A 19,628-nucleotide genomic window follows, 5' to 3' on the forward strand; every position below is an offset into this window, starting at 1 on the left:
TTTTCTCACCCTGCTCTATTTTACCTCGTTTATATGAAAAAGTCTGCCGAAGGGCAGACTTTTTCGACAGGCTGAAAGGAGAGGGTCTCCCCTCTCCTTTTATGTTTGCGGTTGGATTGTCAATTAAGCCTTGCCGTCACAGCCCAGAACGTCGATCAGCTTATGCTTGACCAGCTCCTTGATATTGGCGCGGGCGGGCTTGAGGTACTCGCGGGGGTCGAACTTGTCGGGATGCTCCGCGAAGAACTGGCGGATGGTACCGGTCATGGCCAGACGCAGATCGGAGTCGATGTTGATCTTGCAGACGGCACTGCGGGCGGCCTGGCGGAGCTGCGCTTCGGGAATGCCCACCGCGTCAGGCATCTTGCCGCCATTGTCGTTAATCATGGTCACGAAGTTTTGGGGTACGCTGGACGAACCATGCAGCACAATGGGGAAGCCAGGCAGACGCTTGACAACCTCCTCCAGAATGTCAAAGCGCAGCGGAGGCGGGACCAGTTCGCCCTTCTCATTGCGGGTACACTGGGCGGCAGTGAATTTGTACGCGCCGTGGCTGGTTCCGATGGCGATGGCCAGGGAATCGCAGCCGGTCTTGGTGACAAACTCCTCCACTTCCTCGGGACGGGTGTAGGAGGAGTCCTCCACAGAGACGTTGACCTCGTCCTCTACGCCGGCCAGGCTGCCCAGCTCGGCCTCTACCACCACACCATGGTCGTGGGCATACTCCACCACCTTCTTGGTGATCTCAATGTTTTCCGCGAAGGGCTTAGAGCTGGCGTCGATCATGACGGAGGTAAAGCCGCCGTCAATGCAGGATTTACACAGGTCAAAAGAGTCGCCGTGATCCAGATGCAGGCAGATAGGCAGGCCGGTCTCAATCACAGCGGCCTCTACCAGCTTCATGAGATAGGTGTGGTTGGCATAGGCGCGGGCGCCCTTGGAGACCTGAAGAATCAGAGGCGCATTGACTTCCTTCGCCGCTTCCGTAATGCCTTGGACAATCTCCATGTTGTTGACATTGAAAGCACCAATCGCGTAGCCGCCATTGTACGCCTTCTTAAACATTTCGGTAGTAGTAACGAGAGGCATAGGGCTCATCTCCTTCTCTAAAATTACAATTAGATTTTACCATTTAAGATTGATAAATACAAGGGGGCATGATATAATAATGAAAATTTCTTATTCAGTTCTATAAGCAGTGAAAAACAGGTGCTAAAGAAGAAAAAAACTGCAAAATGCAAGTCAAAAAGCAGTTAAGAGGAGGATTAAGCTATGAATGAGTTAAAAGGAGCTTGTATTATTGGACAGTCCGGCGGTCCTACGGCGGTTATTAATGCCAGTGTGCTGGGCGTCATCCGCACTGCGCTGGAAAGCAGCAGCATCACAAGAGTCCTGGGCGCGGCCAACGGGATCAAGGGCGTGCTTCAGGATCGGCTCTACGACATGGCGGCGGAGGATCCAGACGAGCTGGAGCTGTTGAAATATACGCCTTCCTCCGCCCTAGGCTCCTGCCGCTACAAGCTGGCGGATCCTGACATGGACGATACCGACTACAAGCGCATCCTGGAGGTGTTTCGGAAGTACGGTGTCCGCTACTTTTTCTACAACGGCGGCAACGACTCTATGGACACCTGCAACAAGATCTCCAAGTATATGCAAAAGGTGGGCTATGAGTGCCGTATTATCGGCGTACCCAAGACCATTGACAACGACCTCAACGGCACCGACCACTGCCCCGGCTTCGCCTCTGCCGCCAAGTATATTGCCACCTCCTGCGCTGAGGTGTGGCATGACACCCATGTCTATGACACTGGTTTAGTAACGATTGTAGAGATCATGGGCCGCCACGCCGGCTGGCTGGCTGGCTCCGCCGCGCTGGCCGGAATCAGTGGCTGCGGCCCGGACCTGATCTATCTTCCTGAACAGACCTTTGAGCTCACCAACTTCCTAGAGGATGTAAATGGAGTCTTCCAGAGACGGGGAAAGTGTCTGGTGGCCGTCTCCGAAGGCATCCACCACGCCGACGGCTCCTTTGTCTCCGAAGCGAAAACCTCTGCTACAGACGGCTTTGGCCATGCTCAGCTGGGTGGTTTGGCCGCTACGCTGGCCGACGCCGTAAAAATGGAGACCGGCACCAAGGTCCGCAGCATTGAGCTCTCCCTTCTCCAGCGATGCGCCTCTCACGTGGCCTCTCAGACGGATATTGATGAGGCGTTCCAGGCTGGAAAAGCTGCGGTGGAGGCCGCCGTCTCCGGCGTTACCGATAAGATGGTAGCTTTCAAATGTTCCCGTGAAAACGGGGTTTATCACTGTGACACCGTTCTGGAGTCCTTGGATATTGTAGCTAACTTCGAGAAAAAGGTCCCACGGGAGTGGATCAACGCCAAGGGCAACGGTGTGAAGCAGGCGTTTCTGGACTACGTGCTCCCCCTTATCCAAGGCGATCCGGCAATCGTAAGGCAGGATGGTCTCCCCCGCTTTGCCAAGCTGAAAAAAGTACTTGCCTCTGTTTGATTCCAGATAAAATGATGCCCTGTACGATTTTGTACAGGGCATCATTCTTCTTCTATTTGGCCGTTACAACAATTCCTCTTTCAGCTTCACCTGCTCCATACCGGTCAGCGCCCGCATGACGGTATAGGTCTGGGGATCCAAGCTCTTGCGCATGGCTAGGGCCTCCGCAATGTCATAGTTGACATACTGATCACCCTGGAGGCAGATGACCCGATTGGTCATTCCCTTTGCCAGCAGCTCTACTGCCTCATAACCCATATGGGTGGCGGTAACCCGGTCTCTGGAGGAGGGACTTCCCCCCCGCTGAACGTGGCCCAAAATGGTGACACGGGTGTCCAGCGCGGTGGTGTTCCGGATCTCCTCCGCCACATGATAGGCGCCGCCCTCCACTCCTTCCGCCACAATCACCATAAAGTGCGTGCGTCCGTTCAGACGGGCCCGGCGGATGGGTTCCATCAAATCGTGCTCATAGTTGATGTCCTGCTCCGGAATCACAACCGCCGTAGCGCCGCAGGCCACTCCTACATAAAGGGCCAGATGGCCGGCGTGGCGGCCCATTACCTCCACCACAGAGCAGCGTTCGTGGGACTGCATGGTATCCCGCAGTTTATCAATGGAATCCTGGGCGGTGTTGCAGGCGGTATCAAAGCCGATGGTGTAGGTGGAGCAGGAGATATCGTTGTCAATGGTACCGGGAATGCCGACAACAGACACACCGAGCTTGGACAGCTCCAGCAGGCCGCGGAATGTGCCGTCGCCGCCGATTCCCACAAGGCCGTCGATCCCCAGCAGTTTGCAGGTGGACACCGCCTTTTCCCGGCCCTTCGGCTGGTAAAACTCCTCACTGCGGGCGGAATAGAGCATGGTGCCGCCCTGGCGGGAGATGCCGCTGACGCTCTCGAAGTCAAGGGGAATGATGTCACAGTTAATCAGCCCATAATATCCCCGCCGTATTCCCACACACTCGATCCCCATATGCAGTGCCGTCCGGACTACGGAGCGGACTGCGGCGTTCATACCGGGCGCGTCACCGCCGCTTGTAAAGACGCCAATTCGACGCATCTGCTTGCTTTCCATATGGGAAGAACCTCCTTTTATCTGTTCGAAATCGAGATATTGCACTCTGCCTTATACTTTCAGCGCAGTTTCTGCCTGGTTAAGGGCGGCCGCGTGGCGCTTCAGCACCGGGCGAACCGCCTCCTCCAGAAAATCGGTTACCTGCTCCGGACAGCGACCGATATAGCGGCTGGGCTCCAGGTGGGCGGTCAGCTCCTCCCGGCTCATGCCGAACATAGGGTCCGCGGCGATGAGCTCAATGAGGTTGTTGTCCAAGCCCAGATCCTTGACATTCCGGCCCGCCTCCAGGGCATGGATGCGGATCCGCTCGTGGAGTTCCTGACGGTTCCCCCCCCGCTTGACGGCGTCCATCATAATATTTTCACTGGCCATAAAGGGGAGTTCCTCCAAAATATGCCGCTCAATTACCTTCTCGTGGACCACCAGATTGGATGCCACATTGAGGTAAATATTCAAAATGGCATCCACCGCGAGGAACGCCTCCGGCACAGAAATCCGTTTATTGGCGGAGTCATCCAAGGTTCGCTCAAACCACTGGGTCGCGGCGGTAACAGCCGGATTGACCGCGTCGGCAATCACATAGCGGGCGAGACTGCAAATGCGCTCGCACCGCATGGGGTTGCGCTTATAGGGCATGGCCGAGGAACCGATCTGGTTTTTCTCAAAGGGCTCCTCCACCTCTTTCAGATGACAAAGCAGCCGGAGATCGGTGGCGAATTTGCTGGCGGACTGGGCGATACCGGACAGAGTAGCCAGTACGGCGGCGTCCACCTTGCGGGAATAGGTCTGACCGGAGACCGGAATCACTTCCTCAAAGCCCATCTCCTGGGCGATTTTCCGGTCCAACTCCTTACACTTTTCGTGATCGCCCTCAAACAGCTCCAGAAAGCTGGCCTGTGTACCGGTGGTTCCCTTACAGCCCAACAGTTTTAAGCTGGAAATACGATACTCAGTCTCCTCCAAGTCCATCAGCAGCTCGTTCATCCACAGGGTGGCCCGCTTCCCCACCGTCACCAGCTGCGCGGGCTGGAAGTGGGTAAAGCCCAGGGCAGGCAGCGCCTTATAGGTGTCCGCAAACTTGGCCACACGGTCCAGCACCTGCACCAATTTATTTCGGATCAGCGCCAGCCCTTCCCGCATGAGGATAATGTCCGTATTATCGCCTACATAACAGCTGGTGGCCCCCAGATGAATGATAGGCATGGCTGTAGGGCAGATGGCGCCAAACGCATGGATATGGGCCATGACATCGTGGCGGAGCTGCCGCTCTTTCTCGGCGGCCAATGGGTAATCAATTTCGTCAACATGGGCCTCCATCTCGTCAATCTGTGCCTGAGTGACAGGCAGACCCAGCTCCATCTCCGCCCGGGCCAAGGCAATCCACAGCCGGCGCCAGGTGGTAAACTTCTTGTCCGGCGAAAACAGATAGAGCATCTCCTCGCTGGCATACCGTGAGGACAGCGGACTTTCGTATACATTCTTACTCATTGGCAATCCCCTTTTATCTTGAATCTCTCGCCTAGAATCATACCACAAAAAGAAAAGATGTACAAGATTGAATCATGCCTGTTCCTTGAAAGAAGCGCGCTGTTGCTGAAAACTCTGTCAATCTTATTCAAACGTATTGAATCAAACCGAGTTCTGTGATAAAATTCAAAAAACAGGTCATAATTGTAGGAGGATAAGTATATGGAAAGCGCCACATGGAAAAATGGCCTCAGATATTTTCTGATTGGCATTGCGGTGGCGGCCGGCGGCATGTTTTTTTCCGATCTTGCCGGCGGCTTTTTCAACGGAATGCCCTATGGAGACGCGGCAGCTCTTGGCATGGGGATGTATTTATGTGTAGTCGTTGTCACCTGTACTGGCATTATTGTCTCCCATATGGATAAAAAGCGGCTTCCTGATGGGGATACTCCCTCTGTCTGAGAATAAAACGGTACCATGAAACAAGAAAGGGGCTCATTATGTTAAAGGGAAGAACCGCTGTCGTTACCGGCGGCACACGTGGGATTGGTTTTGCCATCGTGAAGAAGTATCTGGACAACGGGGCCAATGTGGCCATTGCCGGCTCTAGAGAGGAGACGGTACAGAAGGCGCTGGCCCAACTCTCGGAGTATGAGGGGAGGGTCATGGGCATCTGGCCCGATCTGTGCAATCCGGAGGAGGTGGCTGCGGCCTTCACCCGTGTCAAGGAGCGGTTTGGCTCCTTCGACATCCTGGCCAACAACGCAGGCATCTCGTCGCGGACCAGCCTTTACGAGTACACGCTGGATGAGTTCTCCAAAATCCTGGACGTGAACCTGAAAGCCCCCTTCGTCTGCTCCCAGGCTGCCGCGCGGCTGATGAAGGAACAGGGCGGCGGAACTATCATCAATACCAGCTCTATGGTATCGAAATATGGTCAGCCTGCCGGCTGCGGATACCCGGCGACTAAGTTTGCCGTTAACGGACTGACCAAATCTCTGGCCAGAGAGCTGGCCAAGGACCAGATCCGCGTAAACGCAGTAGCTCCCGGTGTGACGAAGACCGATATGGTGGCCGCGCTGCCCACGGAGATGGTGGAGCGGATCTCTGCTGGAATCCCACTGGGCCGGCCGGGAGAGCCGGAGGATGTGGCAAACGCCTTTTTGTATCTGGCCAGCGATATTGCCTGCTATGTGACGGGGGTTGTGCTCCATGTGGATGGGGCGGCGATGACCTAAAACCTTATATCAGCAAGGGCGTACCGCTGGCCGGCGGTACGCCCTTGCTTGGTTTGACAGAGGAAATCAGCCCGCCAGGAACTTCTCCAGACGATTCAGCCCCTCCTTGATGTTATCCATAGAGGTGGCGTAGGACCAGCGAACAAAGTTTGGCGCACCAAACCCAGCTCCGGGCACTACAGCCACCAGTCCTTTTTTCAGGAAAGCGTCCGCAAAGCTGTTGTCATCGGTAATTTCCGCCCCCTGGATGGTCTTCCCAATGAGCTGCTCAATGTTCATCATAACATAGAAAGCACCCTCAGGCTTGATACAGCTCACACCGGGAATGGCGTTCATCCGCTCTACAATGTAATCGCGGCGCTCCTCAAAGGCTTTGCGCATCTCCTCGATTTTTTCCTGAGATTCTGTAAGCGCGGCAACAGAGGCCTTTTGAGAGATGGCGGAAGCGGAGCCGGTGGAGTGGCTGACATAATTGGCCATCACCTTGGCAACCTTGTCACTGGCGCAGGCATAGCCAATTCTCCACCCCGTCATGGCGTAGGACTTGGACACGCCGTTAATCAGAATGGTCCGCTCCTTCACTTCCTCGCTCAGGGCGGGGAAACTGGCGAATTTCCTGCCGTCGTAGACCAGTCCATAGTAGATCTCGTCGCAGACAACATACAGATCGTTGTCTACACATACTTTAGCAATCCCCTCCAGCTCTTTCTTGTCGTACATCATACCAGTGGGGTTGGAGGGATTGTTGAGAATAATGGCCTTGGTTTTGGGTGTAATGGCCTGGGCCAGCTTCTCCGGGGTGAGCTTGAAGTGCTCCGCCTCTGTGGCGGTGACTACCACCGGTACGCCGCCTACCATTTTGATCAGCTCAATATAGCTCACCCAGTAGGGCGCAGGCAGGATCACTTCGTCTCCGGGATTGATCAGGGCCCGCAGGGCCAGATAGACCGCATGCTTGGCGCCGCTGGTGGCGACTACCTGATTGGGCTTATAGGCAACCCCGCAGTCGGCCAGCATCCGGTCGCATACGGCCTGCCGCAGCTCTACCGTGCCGGCTGCCGGCGTATAACGGGTGACATTATTTTCAATGGCCGCGATGCCGCAGGCCTTGATCTCGTCAGGGGTATTGAAATCGGGCTCACCGGCGCCAAAGCCGATGACATCGACACCCTCCGCCTTCATCTGCTTGAACAGAGCGTCAATCGCCATGGTGGTGGATGCCTGAACAGCCTGCGCAATCTGGGACAGCTCTTTCATGGGAATCTCCTCCAAATGTAAAAGTTCAAATTGATCTGTGTGTATTATATGCGCAGGCGCAAAAAAATGCAAGTATCTTTCTTTCAACTTTCATATTTTTGAGAAATTAGACAACAGCTCCTTGAAAAGGCGCAGAAAATGAAGTGCCGTCTGTGCTCTTTGAACAAACACAGACGGCACTTCTTCCCTTCTCAAACCATGCGGCAACAGTTACAGGGTTTTATCCATGGCCTCCAGCGCACGGCAGACCGCCGCCACAACCACACAGGACACCAACGCCTCTGGAATTCCCGCTGTGGTGGCCACGCCCATTACCATGGTGCCCACCGCGCTGATGTCAACCTGGTAAGCCTGAGCCACGTAATTGCTGGCCAGCATCCACAGGCCGCCCAGATAGAACACGGTATTCATCAGAGAGCCCAGAAAACCGGTGATTCCATACCCGATCAAGTGCTGTTTGTCCAACGCCGGCACCTTGTGCAGCCCGCGCATCAGCAGGCCGCTGAGCCAACCCATCAAAATGCGGGGCACCATGGCGATAAAGATGTACACCAAGGGCTCTACCCCAAGAATCGCGGTGGCAACCACATCCGCGCCAGGCATGGTCAGCACCTTAATCAGTGCGGACAGGCCAAAGAAGCCGCCCAGAACGGCCCCCGCGGCAGGTCCCATCAAAGCCGCGCCGATGATCACCGGCATCTGGATGGTGGTAGCCGCGATAGGTCCGATGACCAGGTATCCCAGCGGCGTGAAGCTGAGCAGAAAGATGATGGCGACCAGTACCGCCACCCGGACCATCCGCCCAATCTTCGGGTTGACATTTGCCTTTTCCATATTCAATTACCTCCTGCTGCCGCTCCCTGTTCAGGGATGCAGCGCATTTATTTACCCACAGCATCCGCTGTTGAGTACCAAAAAATTCTCACACCCGCCGCTGCTTCGGCGCGGTACTCTTCTGATAGATCAGATAGAGTCCGTTGAGCAGCAGATCGGCGTTGTAGATGATATTATGTCTGCACTGAGTTAAAATTTCCGGCGCCGCGGCACCGGTGGCCACGATTGCGGCCAGAGGCACGCCCACCTCCTGGGTGATCCGATCCAGCATTCCGTCCACCATACTGGCGTTGCCGTAGACCACGCCAGAGCGCATGGCGTCCACCGTATTGTGGCCCAGGAATGTGCTGGGCGGTTCAATTGAGATATGGGGCAGCTCAGCAGCCTCCTGAGACAGTGCCTCCACCGCCACCCGCACCCCCGGCATGATAATGCAGCCCTCGTACACATTGTCCCGCAGCAGGGACATGGTAATCGCCGTGCCCATATCAATCACCACCAAGGGGGACGGATATTGGTGAAGCGCGGCCACGGAGAACGCCACAATATCACTGCCCAGCTGGGCATGGAGATCCGACTTGATGTTCAGCCCCGTTTTGATGCCAGGCCCCATTTGAACGGGCCGCTTTCCAGTGACAAACGACACCGCGCCGCACAGAGCGGCAGTGACTGGCGGGACGACGCTGGACACAATCGTACCAGTTATCTGGCTTATTTCAGCCTGGTAGAGGCGGAACACGTCCGTCAGCTGGATGGCCCATTGATCCTGGGTATTGCTCTTATAGGTGGGCAGAACAGAGCGGAAACTCAGCATTCCCCCCCCATCGAACAGGCCAATCGTTGTGCTGGAGTTACCTACGTCGATTGCCAGAACCAATAATACCACGCTCCTCTCCCACATTCAACTGGAATTTTACCACGAATTTTCCCTTATGGCAAGGCTAACCGCCTTACGCCAACACCTTGGCACGGATCAGCCGGCCCATCTCCTTTGTCCCGATGGGAGTGACGCCAGACTCCGCGATGTCTGCCGTACGCCACCCCTCCGCCAGAACGGCGTCCACCGCCTTCTCAATGGCGCTGGCTTCATCTGGCAAATGGAAGGAGTAGCGCATCATCATTGCCGTGGACAAAATGGTGGCGATAGGGTTGGCCTTATCCTGGCCGGCGATATCCGGCGCAGATCCGTGGATGGGCTCGTACAGGCCGGGCACGGCATCTCCAATAGAGGCAGAGGGCAGCAGGCCGATGGATCCAGTAATCATGCTGGCCTCATCAGAGAGGATGTCGCCGAACATATTTTCCGTGACCACCACGTCAAACTGGGCGGGATCCCGCACCAGCTGCATAGCGCAGTTGTCTACCAGCACATCCTCATATTCCACATCGGTATACTCCTCCGCCAGACGGTGCATTACACTCCGCCACAGACGGCTGGTCTCCAGCACATTGGCCTTGTCCACGCTGGTGACTTTTTTCCGGCGGAGGCGGGCCAGCTCGAAGGCCCGGCGGCCAATGCGCTCAATCTCCAGCTCGGAGTAGGCCATCAGATCCGTGGCCTCCACGCCCCGGTCCTCCGTCTGATACTTGTCCCGCTTTCCAAAGTAGATGCCGCCGGTGAGCTCCCGCACCATCATCAGGTCGATGCCCTTCTGGGCGGTCTCCTTCTTTAAGGGACAGGCGTCCGCCAACGGGGGGCGCAGGCTGGCCGGACGCAGGTTGGCATAGAGACCAAGATCCTTCCGAATGGCTAGGAGGGCGGTCTCTGGCCGCTGTTCCGCGGGCTTGTCGGAGCCCCATTTGGGGCCGCCCACCGCGCCCAGCAGCACCGCATCGCAGGATTTACACGTTTCGGCAGTGCCGTCAGGGTAGCTCTTCCCTATTGCGTCGGTGGCACAGCCCCCCAACAGCACATCTTCATAGGTAAAGCAGTGGCCAAACCGCTGCCCCACCGCCTCCAGAACGCCTACCGCCTCACTGACCACCTCGGGGCCGATTCCATCCCCCCGGATGAGCGCAATTTTATAGTTCATCGTCATCACACTCCTTCTATTTCGCCACGCCCCGGGCTTTCAGGGCGTTGAGCAGCCCGCCGCTTTTGATGATGCCGTCCACAAACGCCGGGAAGGGCGCGGCCTGCCAGGTTTTCCCCTGGGTGGTGTCGGTGATGGTCCCAGAGGCAAAGTCCACCTCTACCTGGTCCCCCGGCTGAATGGCCGCGCTGGCTTGGGGGCACTCCACAATGGGCAGGCCGATGTTGATGGCGTTGCGGTAAAAGATCCGGGCGAAGGAGGCGGCGATGACGCACGTTACACCGCAGGCTTTGATGGACAGGGGAGCGTGCTCCCGGGAGGAGCCGCAGCCGAAGTTGGCTCCGGCCACAATAATGTCCCCCTCCTGTACCGTACTGGCAAAGGAGGCGTCAATATCCTCCATGCAGTGGGAGGCCAAAGCCTTGGGATCAGGGTTGTTCAGGTGGCGGGCTGGGATGATGACATCGGTATCCACATTATCGCCGTATTGAAAGACCTTCATAAACAGTCACAGTCCTTTCTTTCATCGGATTAGTCCAGTTTGCGGGGATCGGCCACACAGCCAGCCACAGCGGACGCGGCGGCTACAGCGGGGCTGGCCAGGATAATTTCCGAGTCCACGGGGCCCATGCGGCCCACAAAATTCCGGTTGGTAGTGGAGATGGCCCGCTCCCCATCGGAGAGAACGCCCATGTGCCCCCCCAGGCAGGGACCGCAGGTGGGGGTGGATACCGCCGCACCGGCCTCGATAAAGATCTGAATCAGTCCCTCCGCCATAGCGTCCAGCATGATCTGCTGGGTGGCGGGGAAGACAATACAGCGCACGTCCTTGTGAACCTTCCGCCCCTTCAGTACAGCGGCGGCCTGACGCATATCCTCCAGACGGCCGTTGGTACACGAGCCGATTACCACCTGCTGGATGGGCGTACCTGCCACCTGGTCCACCGTGCGGGTATTGGAGGGCAGGTGAGGCAGCGCCACAGTTGGCTGGAGCTCGTTCAACTCGATGACCACTTCCCTGTCATAGACGGCATCCGGGTCTGGCTCCACCGCCTCCCAGGCCCGGGTGACCCGCCCGTCCAGATAGGCCCGGGTCTTCTCATCCACAGGGAAAATGCCGTTCTTTGCCCCAGCCTCAATGGCCATGTTGGAGATGGTGAACCGGTCGTCCATGGACAGCTCCGCCACGCCCTCGCCGGCAAACTCCAGAGATTGATACAGGGCGCCGTCCACCCCAATCATGCCGATCAGGTGGAGAACCAGATCCTTTCCTGACACGTAAGGCTGCAGCTTGCCCTTCAGGGTTACTCGAATGGCGGAGGGCACCTTGAACCAGGCCAGCCCGGTGGCCATGCCAGCGGCCATGTCAGTGGAGCCCACCCCGGTGGAGAATGCGCCCAGCGCCCCATAAGTACAGGTGTGGGAATCTGCGCCGATGACGGCCTCGCCGGGAGCCACCAGTCCCTTTTCCGGCAGCAGCGCGTGTTCTACGCCCATCTGTCCCACATCAAAGAAATGGGTGATTTCAAACCGCTTGGCAAAATCCCGGGCCGTCGCGCACAGCTGGGCGGATTTGATATCCTTGCAGGGGGTGGAGTGATCCAGGACGATGGCGATTTTGTCTTTGTCAAAGACCCGGGTCAGCCCCGCCTTGTCAAATTCTGTAATGGCCACTGGCGCAGTGATGTCGTTCCCCAGCACCAGGTCCAGCTTTCCCTCAATCAGCTGGCCAGCCTCTACGTGGTCCAGACCGGCGTGTTTGGCGAGTATTTTTTGGGTCATTGTCATTCCCATGGTATTCCCTCCAATAAATGAAATCTCGGCTATGTACTCTATCTTACCCAAAGACGGTTGAAAAGAATGTAAAGTATGATACAATATAAAAACAGGTCTTATCCCGTACCGCATGTACGGCAAATTGGGACAGGAGGGATGCAAATGGATCGCTGGTTTTTTCTGGCGCAGGACCAACCCCTCAAACATTATGCTGCCGGCCAGTTTATCTACCTCCAGGATACGGAAGCCGACCAGTTCTACTACATTGCCAGCGGCACCGTTAAGTGCTTTCTCAGCGCCGAGAGCGGCGAGGAACGGATCCTCGCCTTTCACCACGGGGGCGAGCTGATTGGCGAGGCGTCTTTCTTTGACCGCCAGCCCCGGGTTTCCTCTGCTGTGGCCGCCTCCCCCTGCCAGCTGATCGCCATTGATCGGGGGCATCTACAAGAGGTAATCCACCTCCACCCCGATGTGGCCCTCTCCCTGTTGGAATATCTGGCCCGGACCGTGCGTTTGCTCTCCGTCCACGTGGACGGAAACTTCCTCCCAGCGGATCAGCGCATCGCCCGGCATCTGCTCACACTAACGCCAGGGCCAGACGGCGCCATCCTGTGTACCCACGAGGAGATCGGCGCCTCCGTAGGGGCAAGCCGGGTCACTGTCAGCCGTACCCTAGCCCACTTTGCCCGGATGGGGTGGCTCCAGACCGGCTACCGCATGGTACGCCTGCTCAACCGGAGTGCGCTGGAGCGGCTCCTCACCGCCACAGAGGAGCTGCTGCATTAACCCAATAACATTTGGACTTTTTCCGCCATCCTCTCACCAAAGCGGCGGTGACTGTCCAGATCCAAGTGCATAAAGTCCACCTGGTTCACTGTGCAGCAGTCATTACAGTCCAGGAACGCGCACTGGTTCAGTTTGGCGCACGCTTCCATAAGGGCGGGGAGTTCCCAGGATTTCTCCACACATCCGGCACCCATCTCCCCCGCCACAGGAGAGGTATAGACCCGGCTATCAATCCGGATGGGCGCTGCCACTAAAATCTTGGACTCTCCCCGCCAGACATCATAGGTGCGGGCCTTGCGGATGAGCCGGTCCACCCCGTCGGCGATGTTTTTTGGTGAGGCAGAAAACCGCTCCTTGCAGTCGTTGGTGCCCAGCATCAAGATCAGCAGATCTAAGGGGGAGTGAGACATAAGGCTCACCGGCAGGTGATCCATTCCCCGCAGGCCCTCATTCAGCGGATCGTTAAAGACGGTCGTCCGTCCGCTGATGCCCTCCTCCACCACTTGGTACCCGTCCCCAAGGGCGGCGGCCATCACTTGGGTCCACCGCTGGTCGTCTTCAAACCGGCCCCCGCTCTCCGCGCTGTACCCCCAGGTATTGGAATCTCCAAAACAGACAATGCGTTTACGTATCATGTTTCCCGCCTCCTCATCTGAATCGCTTTGAAGAAAGAGCAGGCTGGGGCCCGCCTTGATTCAGGTGTGCTCCAGCCTGTTTCCATACGTTCTGCGTTAGGCGAAAAATGCCCCAAAGGACCGTTTCTCCTCAATCGCTGCGATCATATCCGCCATTTTAGACAGATCTCCCATAAGAATCACACCGCACAAATGGCCGTTGGAGAAGTAATACCGCTCCAGCTGCTTCTGGGTATCGTCCCGGATCTCCACCGTCTTATAGACCACATTGGGATCTTTGCCTGGATCGCCCAGAGAGAACAGCTCGGTCTCCATCCCGTGGAAGGACAGGACAGGGGTTATAGGCTGGTAGGACACCAGATCGCCGGTGGCGCTGGCGCCCGCCACTCTCCCCTGCGCCTGCGCCTCCGGCCACAGGGCGAAATTGCTCCCCTTGAACTGGGCGCAGTCACCGCAGGCATAGACCCCAGGCAGATTGGTCTCCATGGACTCACGAACCACGATGGCACGGTCAGTCTCAATTCCCGCCTCCTTGGCCAGGGCGGTATTGGCCCGGACACCGCAGGATACTACCACCAGATCGGCGGGAATCTCCTCTCCGGTGCCCAGCTGGACCCCGGTGACCTGATCGCCGCCAGTTATGGCACTGATCTGCACACCGGCCTCCACCCGCACCCCCACCTTGGCACACTGCTTCAGCAAGCATTCCGCGGCGGTGTCATCCAGCTGGCGGCTCATAATCTGGGGTGCCAGCTCCAGAACTGTCACCTCACAGTTTGCCTTGCGCAGCTCCCAGGCGGCCTCCAAACCCAGCACACCGCCGCCGATGACCACCGCCCGCTTCAGACCTGTGCCCATGGCTTGGATCTTGGATACGTCGGACGTGCGGCGGATTGCCACCACGCCCTCTTTTTCATGGCCCGGAATAGGCGGCACAAAGCACTCGCTGCCCAGAGCATAGATCAGCTTTGTATACCTCAACCGCTGGCCGCCATCCAAAATAATCTCCCGTTTGCCGCTGTCGATCCCTGTGACCTGGCGGTTCAGAACCTGTACAATGTTCCGCGCCTCATACCATCCGACAGGATGCATGGCCATTTGTTCCGGCGTCAGGCCGGACAGCATAGCTTTGGTCAGCATAGGACGCTGGTAGGCTGGTCCCTCGTTGGAGATGAGGACAATCCGTCCAGTCTTATCCCGCTCCCGAATGGCCTCCGCGGCGCTGACGCCGGCGCAGCCGTTGCCCAAAATGACATAGTGGTTTTGGGTGTCGTTGCGGAAAGCCACGATCTCCTGCGCTACCTCCACAAACTTATCCCGTCCTACGCCGCACACAGGACAGGTATCCATAGAGGCGTCAAAAATCTCACCGCAGACCAGGCATTTGACCAGCTTGCGGGTTCCCTTGCTCTGATTCTTTTTCTCCTCCAGAGGGACATAGTACTCCCGGCCCACGCCGCACACAGGGCACTGCTCCTTATCCCCGTCAAAGATGGCGCCGCAGAGCTTGCAGCGGACCTTCCCGCCGGTCTTTGGCTCAGCGGGCGCCTCTTCCGCCAGGGGGATGAAGTGCTCCGGCCCCACCTTGCACACAGGGCAGATCTCTGTCCCCTCGTCAAAGACCGCACCGCATATTTTGCACTTGACCTTGGTCTTTGGCTTGCGCTGGATAGGCTTCTCATTGTCCAGCAGCGCCAATCCAAAATTGACGCCGAACTCTCTTGCCTTGGCCAGATCCGCCTGACTGGGCTTGAAGCGAATGCGCAGGCCGTCCACTGTCTTCAGCTTGAGCTGCTTCAGCCGCTCCATAATATGGGGCACACCCTCGCCGCTCCAGCCATAGCTGCCAAAGGCGCTGGCCAGTTTTCCGCCGTGAGTTGCCGCGAACATCCCTGTAGTCAGGTCCCAGATGGGCTTCAGCGCCTCTCCCACGATGGTAGGCGTGCCCAGAAGGAACCCATCGGCGTAGAGCAGCTCCTCCGCCACCTTGGCCCCGTCCGCCGTCACCATGTCATAGAGGCGCACAGCAATATCTCCGCTGGCCTGGATCCCCTCGGCGATGACCTGGGCCAGCTGGCCGGTATAGCCGTAGGCGCTGACATAGGGGATAATTACTGTGGGCTTGGGGTTGGGATTGATTACGGTAGACCAGTTCTCGTAGGTATCCAGCATCCAGGGAATATCTGCGTCCAGCACTGGGCCGTGCCCGGGGCAGATCATGTCAATCTCCAGGGGCCGGATCCGCTTGAGTGCGTCCAGCATGAAGGATTTATAGGGGCTGATGATGCAGTCATAGTAGTACTTTGTGGCCCGGAGATACCCCTCCCGATCAGTCACCTTGCTGACCAGAACGTCGTCCATGGCGTAGTGGGAGCCGAAGGAGTCGCAGGTGACCAGGATCTTGTCCTCCTGAATATAGGTATACATGGTATCAGGCCAGTGCAGATTGGGGACCACAAGAAACTCCAGCGTTTTGCCGTCCAGCTTCAGGGTCTGGCCGTCCTGGATCGCGATGGAGTAGAAGTCCCGGTTGACAATCTGCTTCAGGAAGTTCAGCGCGCACCCGGTGGCCACGATCTTGATGCGGGGATTCAGCTCCAGCAGCCGTTCCACACTGCCGCTGTGATCCGGCTCTGTGTGGCTCACCACCAGATAGTCCACCGACTCGATGGGCGCGATCTCCCCTACCTTCTCCAGCCAGCTGTCCAGGCATTTCACTTTGGCTGTCTCAAAAAGAACGGTATGGTGCTCCGTCTTCAGCACATAGGAGTTATAGGTGGTGCCAAACTCCGTATACATGATAATGTCGAACACCCGCAGATCGTGGTCAACAGCTCCCGTAAAGTGGAAGCCCTTCTTTAACTGAAATGTCTTCATCTCCTGCACCCTTTCTTCTCATATCTGATGGTTATTCCTATGGATTGCAGATTCCGCAGGCTGCGTACCCCTGATCCAACAGGGCCTGACGGCTGCCGGTATACTCCTCCCGGTTGCGCTTGCTGATACTCTCAGCCCCGGAGCACCCCGGAAGGTGGAACTTTTTGGAGTTTGTATTGAGGATGTAGCGCATCTCCTCCCCGCTGCCGGCGGAGGTTTCCTCCAGCCAGCTGTTGCCGGTAGCATAGTCGATGCCAACCCCCGGCTGGTTGTTGTACACAAACACATTAAAAAGAATTTCATCGTCCTCTACGGACTGGGCCTCCATCTGCACTCCTCTGGCCACCAGCTCTTCCCCCTGAAATACAGGGGTCACCCGGTAGAGCACATGGTGCTCCGTCTCCTTCACGTAGTCCGCCACCATGTTTTCAAAAGGCAGCATCCCATCTACATTCATATAGCGGGTGCCGGTAATCAGGTTTTCCCGGTTGGCGTTCTCTCCCGTCAGCTGGAAGCCGATGAGATGACAGCGGTTGTACAGGCTTTTGCCGTCTACACAGTCATACTTTACACTCTGCCAGCCTGTGGGCTTCACCTGGCTGATATTCCCCCGGCCCTCGGTGGGCATCAGGTCCACGCCAATATTGGCGTAAGCCGCGCCGCAACGGCCCAAATCGTCCAGAGGGCTGTAGGACTCGAAAGAATTGGTGGTCTTGTCCTCCGCTGGAAAGTCAGGCTGGTTGTTATTCAGCACCACATAGGGTTCCCCGGAAAAGGCAGGGATATCCTCTGATACGGCGGCCGGTGCCGCGGATTGTGGCTGGGCATAGACCAGCTGTTCACAGCCGGCCAGCAACAGGCAGAGGGTCAGCAGCGCAGGCAGCAGGACCCGTTTCCATTTTTTCATAGGATGTAAACCTCTTTTGTAATGATCTCATGGGAATGGCCTGGGAACTCGCAGGTCTCTGCCAGTCTCCAGCTCCCCATATCTGCAAATATATCAAGAGAGACATCAGCGGGATAGATCCGGTTCCAGCGGTAGAGCACCAGCCGCTCCAGGCGGTCCAGGCAGGGGCGGATGGGCCGGTCCTCCACAAAGCAGAACTCCCCTTCTTCCGCCAGATCCAAAAAACGCTCGTCCACCGTCACTTCCACATTCTCCCCAGAGAACTGCTTTTGGGAGTAGGCGTTCATCCAGAGACGGCGGCCGGCAGTCATCTGAATCACATCCGCCCGCACCGCCCGATCCCGGCTCTGCCGGCGGCCGTGAAACAGCATCCCGCCTTTATCGTCAATGCACACGATAGCAATCATCTTATCCCCCGCTGGTTCCATCAAAATTCGGACTCTTCCTTGGAGAATTATACCACCTGGCCGGTATGGTGACAAGAGTTTCTTCTAAATCCGCAAAGGGAACCGGAACATTTGCTTTGCCCGCGGCAGGACGGCTGAGAGATAAAATAGTCTCCCAGCCGTCCATAGAGTGTTTCCCGGACTGCCGCTACAGAATAATGCAGATAAGCCCACCGGATCCCTCATTGATGATGCGCTGAAGGGTCTCCTGAAGCTTGCCTCTGGCATCCTCCGGCATCCGCTTCAATTTGGCGTTCAAGTCCTCACTGACCAGCTCGTGGAAGGACTTTCCAAAGATGTTGGATTTCCAGATGGCCTTGGTATCCCCCTCAAACTCCTGCAGGAGATAATTGACCATCTCCTCGCTCTGCTTTTCATTGCCCACAATGGGCGATACCTCGGTCTCGATATCCGCCCGGATCATATGGATAGATGGGGCGCTTGCCTTTAGGCGCACACCGTACCGCCCTCCCTGCCGGACAATTTCCGGCTCTTCCAGCACCAGTTCATCTGTGCTGGGGATAACAATGCCATAACCGGAGTCTTTGACATCCTCCAGCGCCGACGCCACCTTGTCATACTCGCATTTTACATGGGACAGCTCGGTGAGCAGGCCCAGCAGATCCCCGTCGTCATGGATGGTAAAGCCGGACTGCTGAGAGATGGTGTCATAGAAGAGGCTGCGGGGCAGCTCCAGCGTGGCGGCGGCCAGCCCGGTGCCCAGGCTGATGTTGGTGATGCAGGCGTTGCTGACACTCTCGCAGCTGCCGATGGCGTCCACCGCCTGCTTCACATCCCGAATGCGCCGCATCCCCTCCGCACCCTCCCGGATTGCGCTGTAAAGCTCGCTTTTGATGGGGTGGTCGTAGGACAGCGCATCTACCCAGGGGGGCAGAAACAGATCCAGCTCTTTTACCGGGAATTCGTACAGCACTCCCTGGATGATATCGGTGACGTCTCCCTCCTCCAGCTCCAGGCAGTTGGCGGCCACACAGGTCACGTCGTACCGGGAGGCCAGGTCCGACCGGATGGCCTGGGCCCGCTCAGAGGCGGGGTAGGCGGAGTTAAGTACAACCAGAAACGGCTTCCCCAGCTCCTTCAGCTCTGAGATTACACGCTCTTCCGCCTCCAGGTAGTCCTCTCTGGGAATGTCCGTGATGGTACCGTCGGTTGTAATCACGATGCCGATGGTGGAGTGCTCCGCAATCACCTTCCGCGTTCCGATCTCGGCGGCCTCCATCATGGGAATCTCATAGTCAAACCAGGGGGTGGTCACCATTCGCGGGGCGTCATCCTCAATCTGGCCGGTGGCGCCGGGGACCATATAGCCCACGCAGTCAATGAGCCGCACTGAGAAGGAGGCGCCGTTTTCCATGGATACCTCTACCGCCTCTTCCGGGACAAACTTGGGCTCCGCCGTCATGATGGTCCGCCCGGATCCGCTCTGAGGCAGCTCATCCCTGGCCCGCTCCTTCCGGTATACATTTTCAATGTTTGGGATGACCATGGTCTCCATAAACCGCTTGATGAAGGTGGATTTTCCTGTCCGCACCGGTCCGACTACGCCGATATAGATATCGCCCTCGGTCCGCAGGGCAATATCCTCGTAGATTTTATGATCTTCCAATTCCAATTCCTCCTTCGGCTGCCGCAGCGCCGGTCGTTTTCTCTATATAGCTATGGGGATAAGCCTTGAAATATGCCTGCCTCACCGTCTTTCTCCGCGTCCTCCTGTCCATCGGACGAAAAAGGAACCGCAGCGGTTCACACTGCGGTTCTTG

Annotated in this window: 18 protein-coding genes; 4 read left to right on the forward strand and 14 right to left on the reverse strand. The window is 57.2% G+C overall.

Going from position 1 to position 19,628, the window contains the following annotated elements:
- Positions 1–123 precede the first annotated feature (123 nt).
- Entirely contained in the window at positions 124–1,089 is a 966-nt protein-coding gene (fba, locus tag D1159_RS08275) for a class II fructose-1,6-bisphosphate aldolase (protein WP_161845203.1), read from the reverse strand.
- A 183-nt stretch (positions 1,090–1,272) separates the two neighbouring features.
- Here fba and D1159_RS08280 point away from each other — a divergent pair, with 183 nt between their 5' ends.
- The gene (locus D1159_RS08280; RefSeq protein ID WP_161845204.1) at positions 1,273–2,514 is read left to right on the forward strand and encodes a 6-phosphofructokinase; all 1,242 of its coding nucleotides are present in this window, start codon (positions 1,273–1,275) and stop codon (positions 2,512–2,514) included.
- A 63-nt stretch (positions 2,515–2,577) separates the two neighbouring features.
- Here D1159_RS08280 and pfkA read toward each other — a convergent pair whose 3' ends face one another.
- Together pfkA and purB are read right to left on the reverse strand one after the other, a co-directional pair.
- A complete protein-coding gene (pfkA, locus tag D1159_RS08285) occupies positions 2,578–3,591 on the reverse strand; it encodes a 6-phosphofructokinase (protein ID WP_161845205.1) in 1,014 nt (337 codons plus the stop codon).
- Between the two features lie 51 nt (positions 3,592–3,642).
- On the reverse strand, positions 3,643–5,079 hold the full coding sequence (gene purB, locus D1159_RS08290) for an adenylosuccinate lyase (protein ID WP_161845206.1): 1,437 nt from the start codon (positions 5,077–5,079) through the stop codon (positions 3,643–3,645).
- A 201-nt stretch (positions 5,080–5,280) separates the two neighbouring features.
- On the opposite strand from purB, the gene D1159_RS08295 reads away from it, so the two are divergent.
- Both D1159_RS08295 and D1159_RS08300 read left to right on the forward strand, forming a co-directional pair.
- The gene (locus D1159_RS08295; protein ID WP_161845207.1) at positions 5,281–5,520 is read left to right on the forward strand and encodes a hypothetical protein; all 240 of its coding nucleotides are present in this window, start codon (positions 5,281–5,283) and stop codon (positions 5,518–5,520) included.
- Between the two features lie 38 nt (positions 5,521–5,558).
- A complete protein-coding gene (locus D1159_RS08300) occupies positions 5,559–6,296 on the forward strand; it encodes a 3-oxoacyl-ACP reductase family protein (RefSeq protein WP_161845208.1) in 738 nt (245 codons plus the stop codon).
- Positions 6,297–6,362: 66 nt separating this feature from the next.
- Here the strand turns inward: D1159_RS08300 and D1159_RS08305 are convergent, their stop codons facing one another.
- The 6 genes from D1159_RS08305 to leuC all read right to left on the reverse strand — a co-directional run bounded on the left by D1159_RS08305 (position 6,363) and on the right by leuC (position 12,214).
- Entirely contained in the window at positions 6,363–7,553 is a 1,191-nt protein-coding gene (locus D1159_RS08305; RefSeq protein WP_161845209.1) for a pyridoxal phosphate-dependent aminotransferase, read from the reverse strand.
- Positions 7,554–7,763: 210 nt separating this feature from the next.
- Complete coding sequence (locus tag D1159_RS08310) at positions 7,764–8,387, reverse strand: ECF transporter S component (protein WP_161845210.1); 624 nt, start codon at positions 8,385–8,387, stop codon at positions 7,764–7,766.
- A gap of 88 nt (positions 8,388–8,475) precedes the next feature.
- Complete coding sequence (locus D1159_RS08315; protein ID WP_347563659.1) at positions 8,476–9,273, reverse strand: type III pantothenate kinase; 798 nt, start codon at positions 9,271–9,273, stop codon at positions 8,476–8,478.
- A 64-nt stretch (positions 9,274–9,337) separates the two neighbouring features.
- The gene (gene leuB, locus D1159_RS08320) at positions 9,338–10,420 is read right to left on the reverse strand and encodes a 3-isopropylmalate dehydrogenase (RefSeq protein ID WP_161845211.1); all 1,083 of its coding nucleotides are present in this window, start codon (positions 10,418–10,420) and stop codon (positions 9,338–9,340) included.
- A gap of 16 nt (positions 10,421–10,436) precedes the next feature.
- Positions 10,437–10,922: a 3-isopropylmalate dehydratase small subunit gene (locus D1159_RS08325; RefSeq protein WP_161845212.1), complete on the reverse strand. Its 486-nt coding sequence runs from the start codon at positions 10,920–10,922 to the stop codon at positions 10,437–10,439.
- A 29-nt stretch (positions 10,923–10,951) separates the two neighbouring features.
- Complete coding sequence (gene leuC, locus D1159_RS08330) at positions 10,952–12,214, reverse strand: 3-isopropylmalate dehydratase large subunit (protein ID WP_161845213.1); 1,263 nt, start codon at positions 12,212–12,214, stop codon at positions 10,952–10,954.
- 144 nt (positions 12,215–12,358) lie between these two features.
- Here leuC and D1159_RS08335 point away from each other — a divergent pair, with 144 nt between their 5' ends.
- A complete protein-coding gene (locus D1159_RS08335) occupies positions 12,359–12,982 on the forward strand; it encodes a Crp/Fnr family transcriptional regulator (protein WP_243152188.1) in 624 nt (207 codons plus the stop codon).
- Here the strand turns inward: D1159_RS08335 and D1159_RS08340 are convergent.
- The 5 genes from D1159_RS08340 to spoIVA form a co-directional block, all read right to left on the reverse strand.
- Positions 12,979–13,617, reverse strand: a complete 639-nt coding sequence (locus D1159_RS08340) for an SGNH/GDSL hydrolase family protein (RefSeq protein WP_161845215.1) — start codon at positions 13,615–13,617, stop codon at positions 12,979–12,981. The genes D1159_RS08335 and D1159_RS08340 overlap by 4 nt on opposite strands.
- A gap of 96 nt (positions 13,618–13,713) precedes the next feature.
- The gene (locus D1159_RS08345) at positions 13,714–16,494 is read right to left on the reverse strand and encodes an FAD-dependent oxidoreductase (protein ID WP_161845216.1); all 2,781 of its coding nucleotides are present in this window, start codon (positions 16,492–16,494) and stop codon (positions 13,714–13,716) included.
- Between the two features lie 37 nt (positions 16,495–16,531).
- Positions 16,532–17,401 (reverse strand): DNA/RNA non-specific endonuclease, encoded by an 870-nt coding sequence (locus tag D1159_RS08350; protein WP_161845217.1) that lies wholly within the window; start codon positions 17,399–17,401, stop codon positions 16,532–16,534.
- The gene (locus tag D1159_RS08355; RefSeq protein ID WP_243152193.1) at positions 17,398–17,829 is read right to left on the reverse strand and encodes a ribonuclease Z; all 432 of its coding nucleotides are present in this window, start codon (positions 17,827–17,829) and stop codon (positions 17,398–17,400) included. Before D1159_RS08355 ends, D1159_RS08350 begins: the two co-directional genes overlap by 4 nt.
- Positions 17,830–17,995: 166 nt before the next feature.
- Positions 17,996–19,474: a stage IV sporulation protein A gene (gene spoIVA, locus D1159_RS08360; RefSeq protein ID WP_161845218.1), complete on the reverse strand. Its 1,479-nt coding sequence runs from the start codon at positions 19,472–19,474 to the stop codon at positions 17,996–17,998.
- Between the last annotated feature and the right edge of the window lie 154 nt (positions 19,475–19,628).

Origin of the sequence: Pseudoflavonifractor sp. 524-17, assembly GCF_009935845.1 — a bacterium.
In the GTDB taxonomy this organism is placed as follows: Bacteria; Bacillota; Clostridia; order Oscillospirales; family Oscillospiraceae; genus Pseudoflavonifractor_A.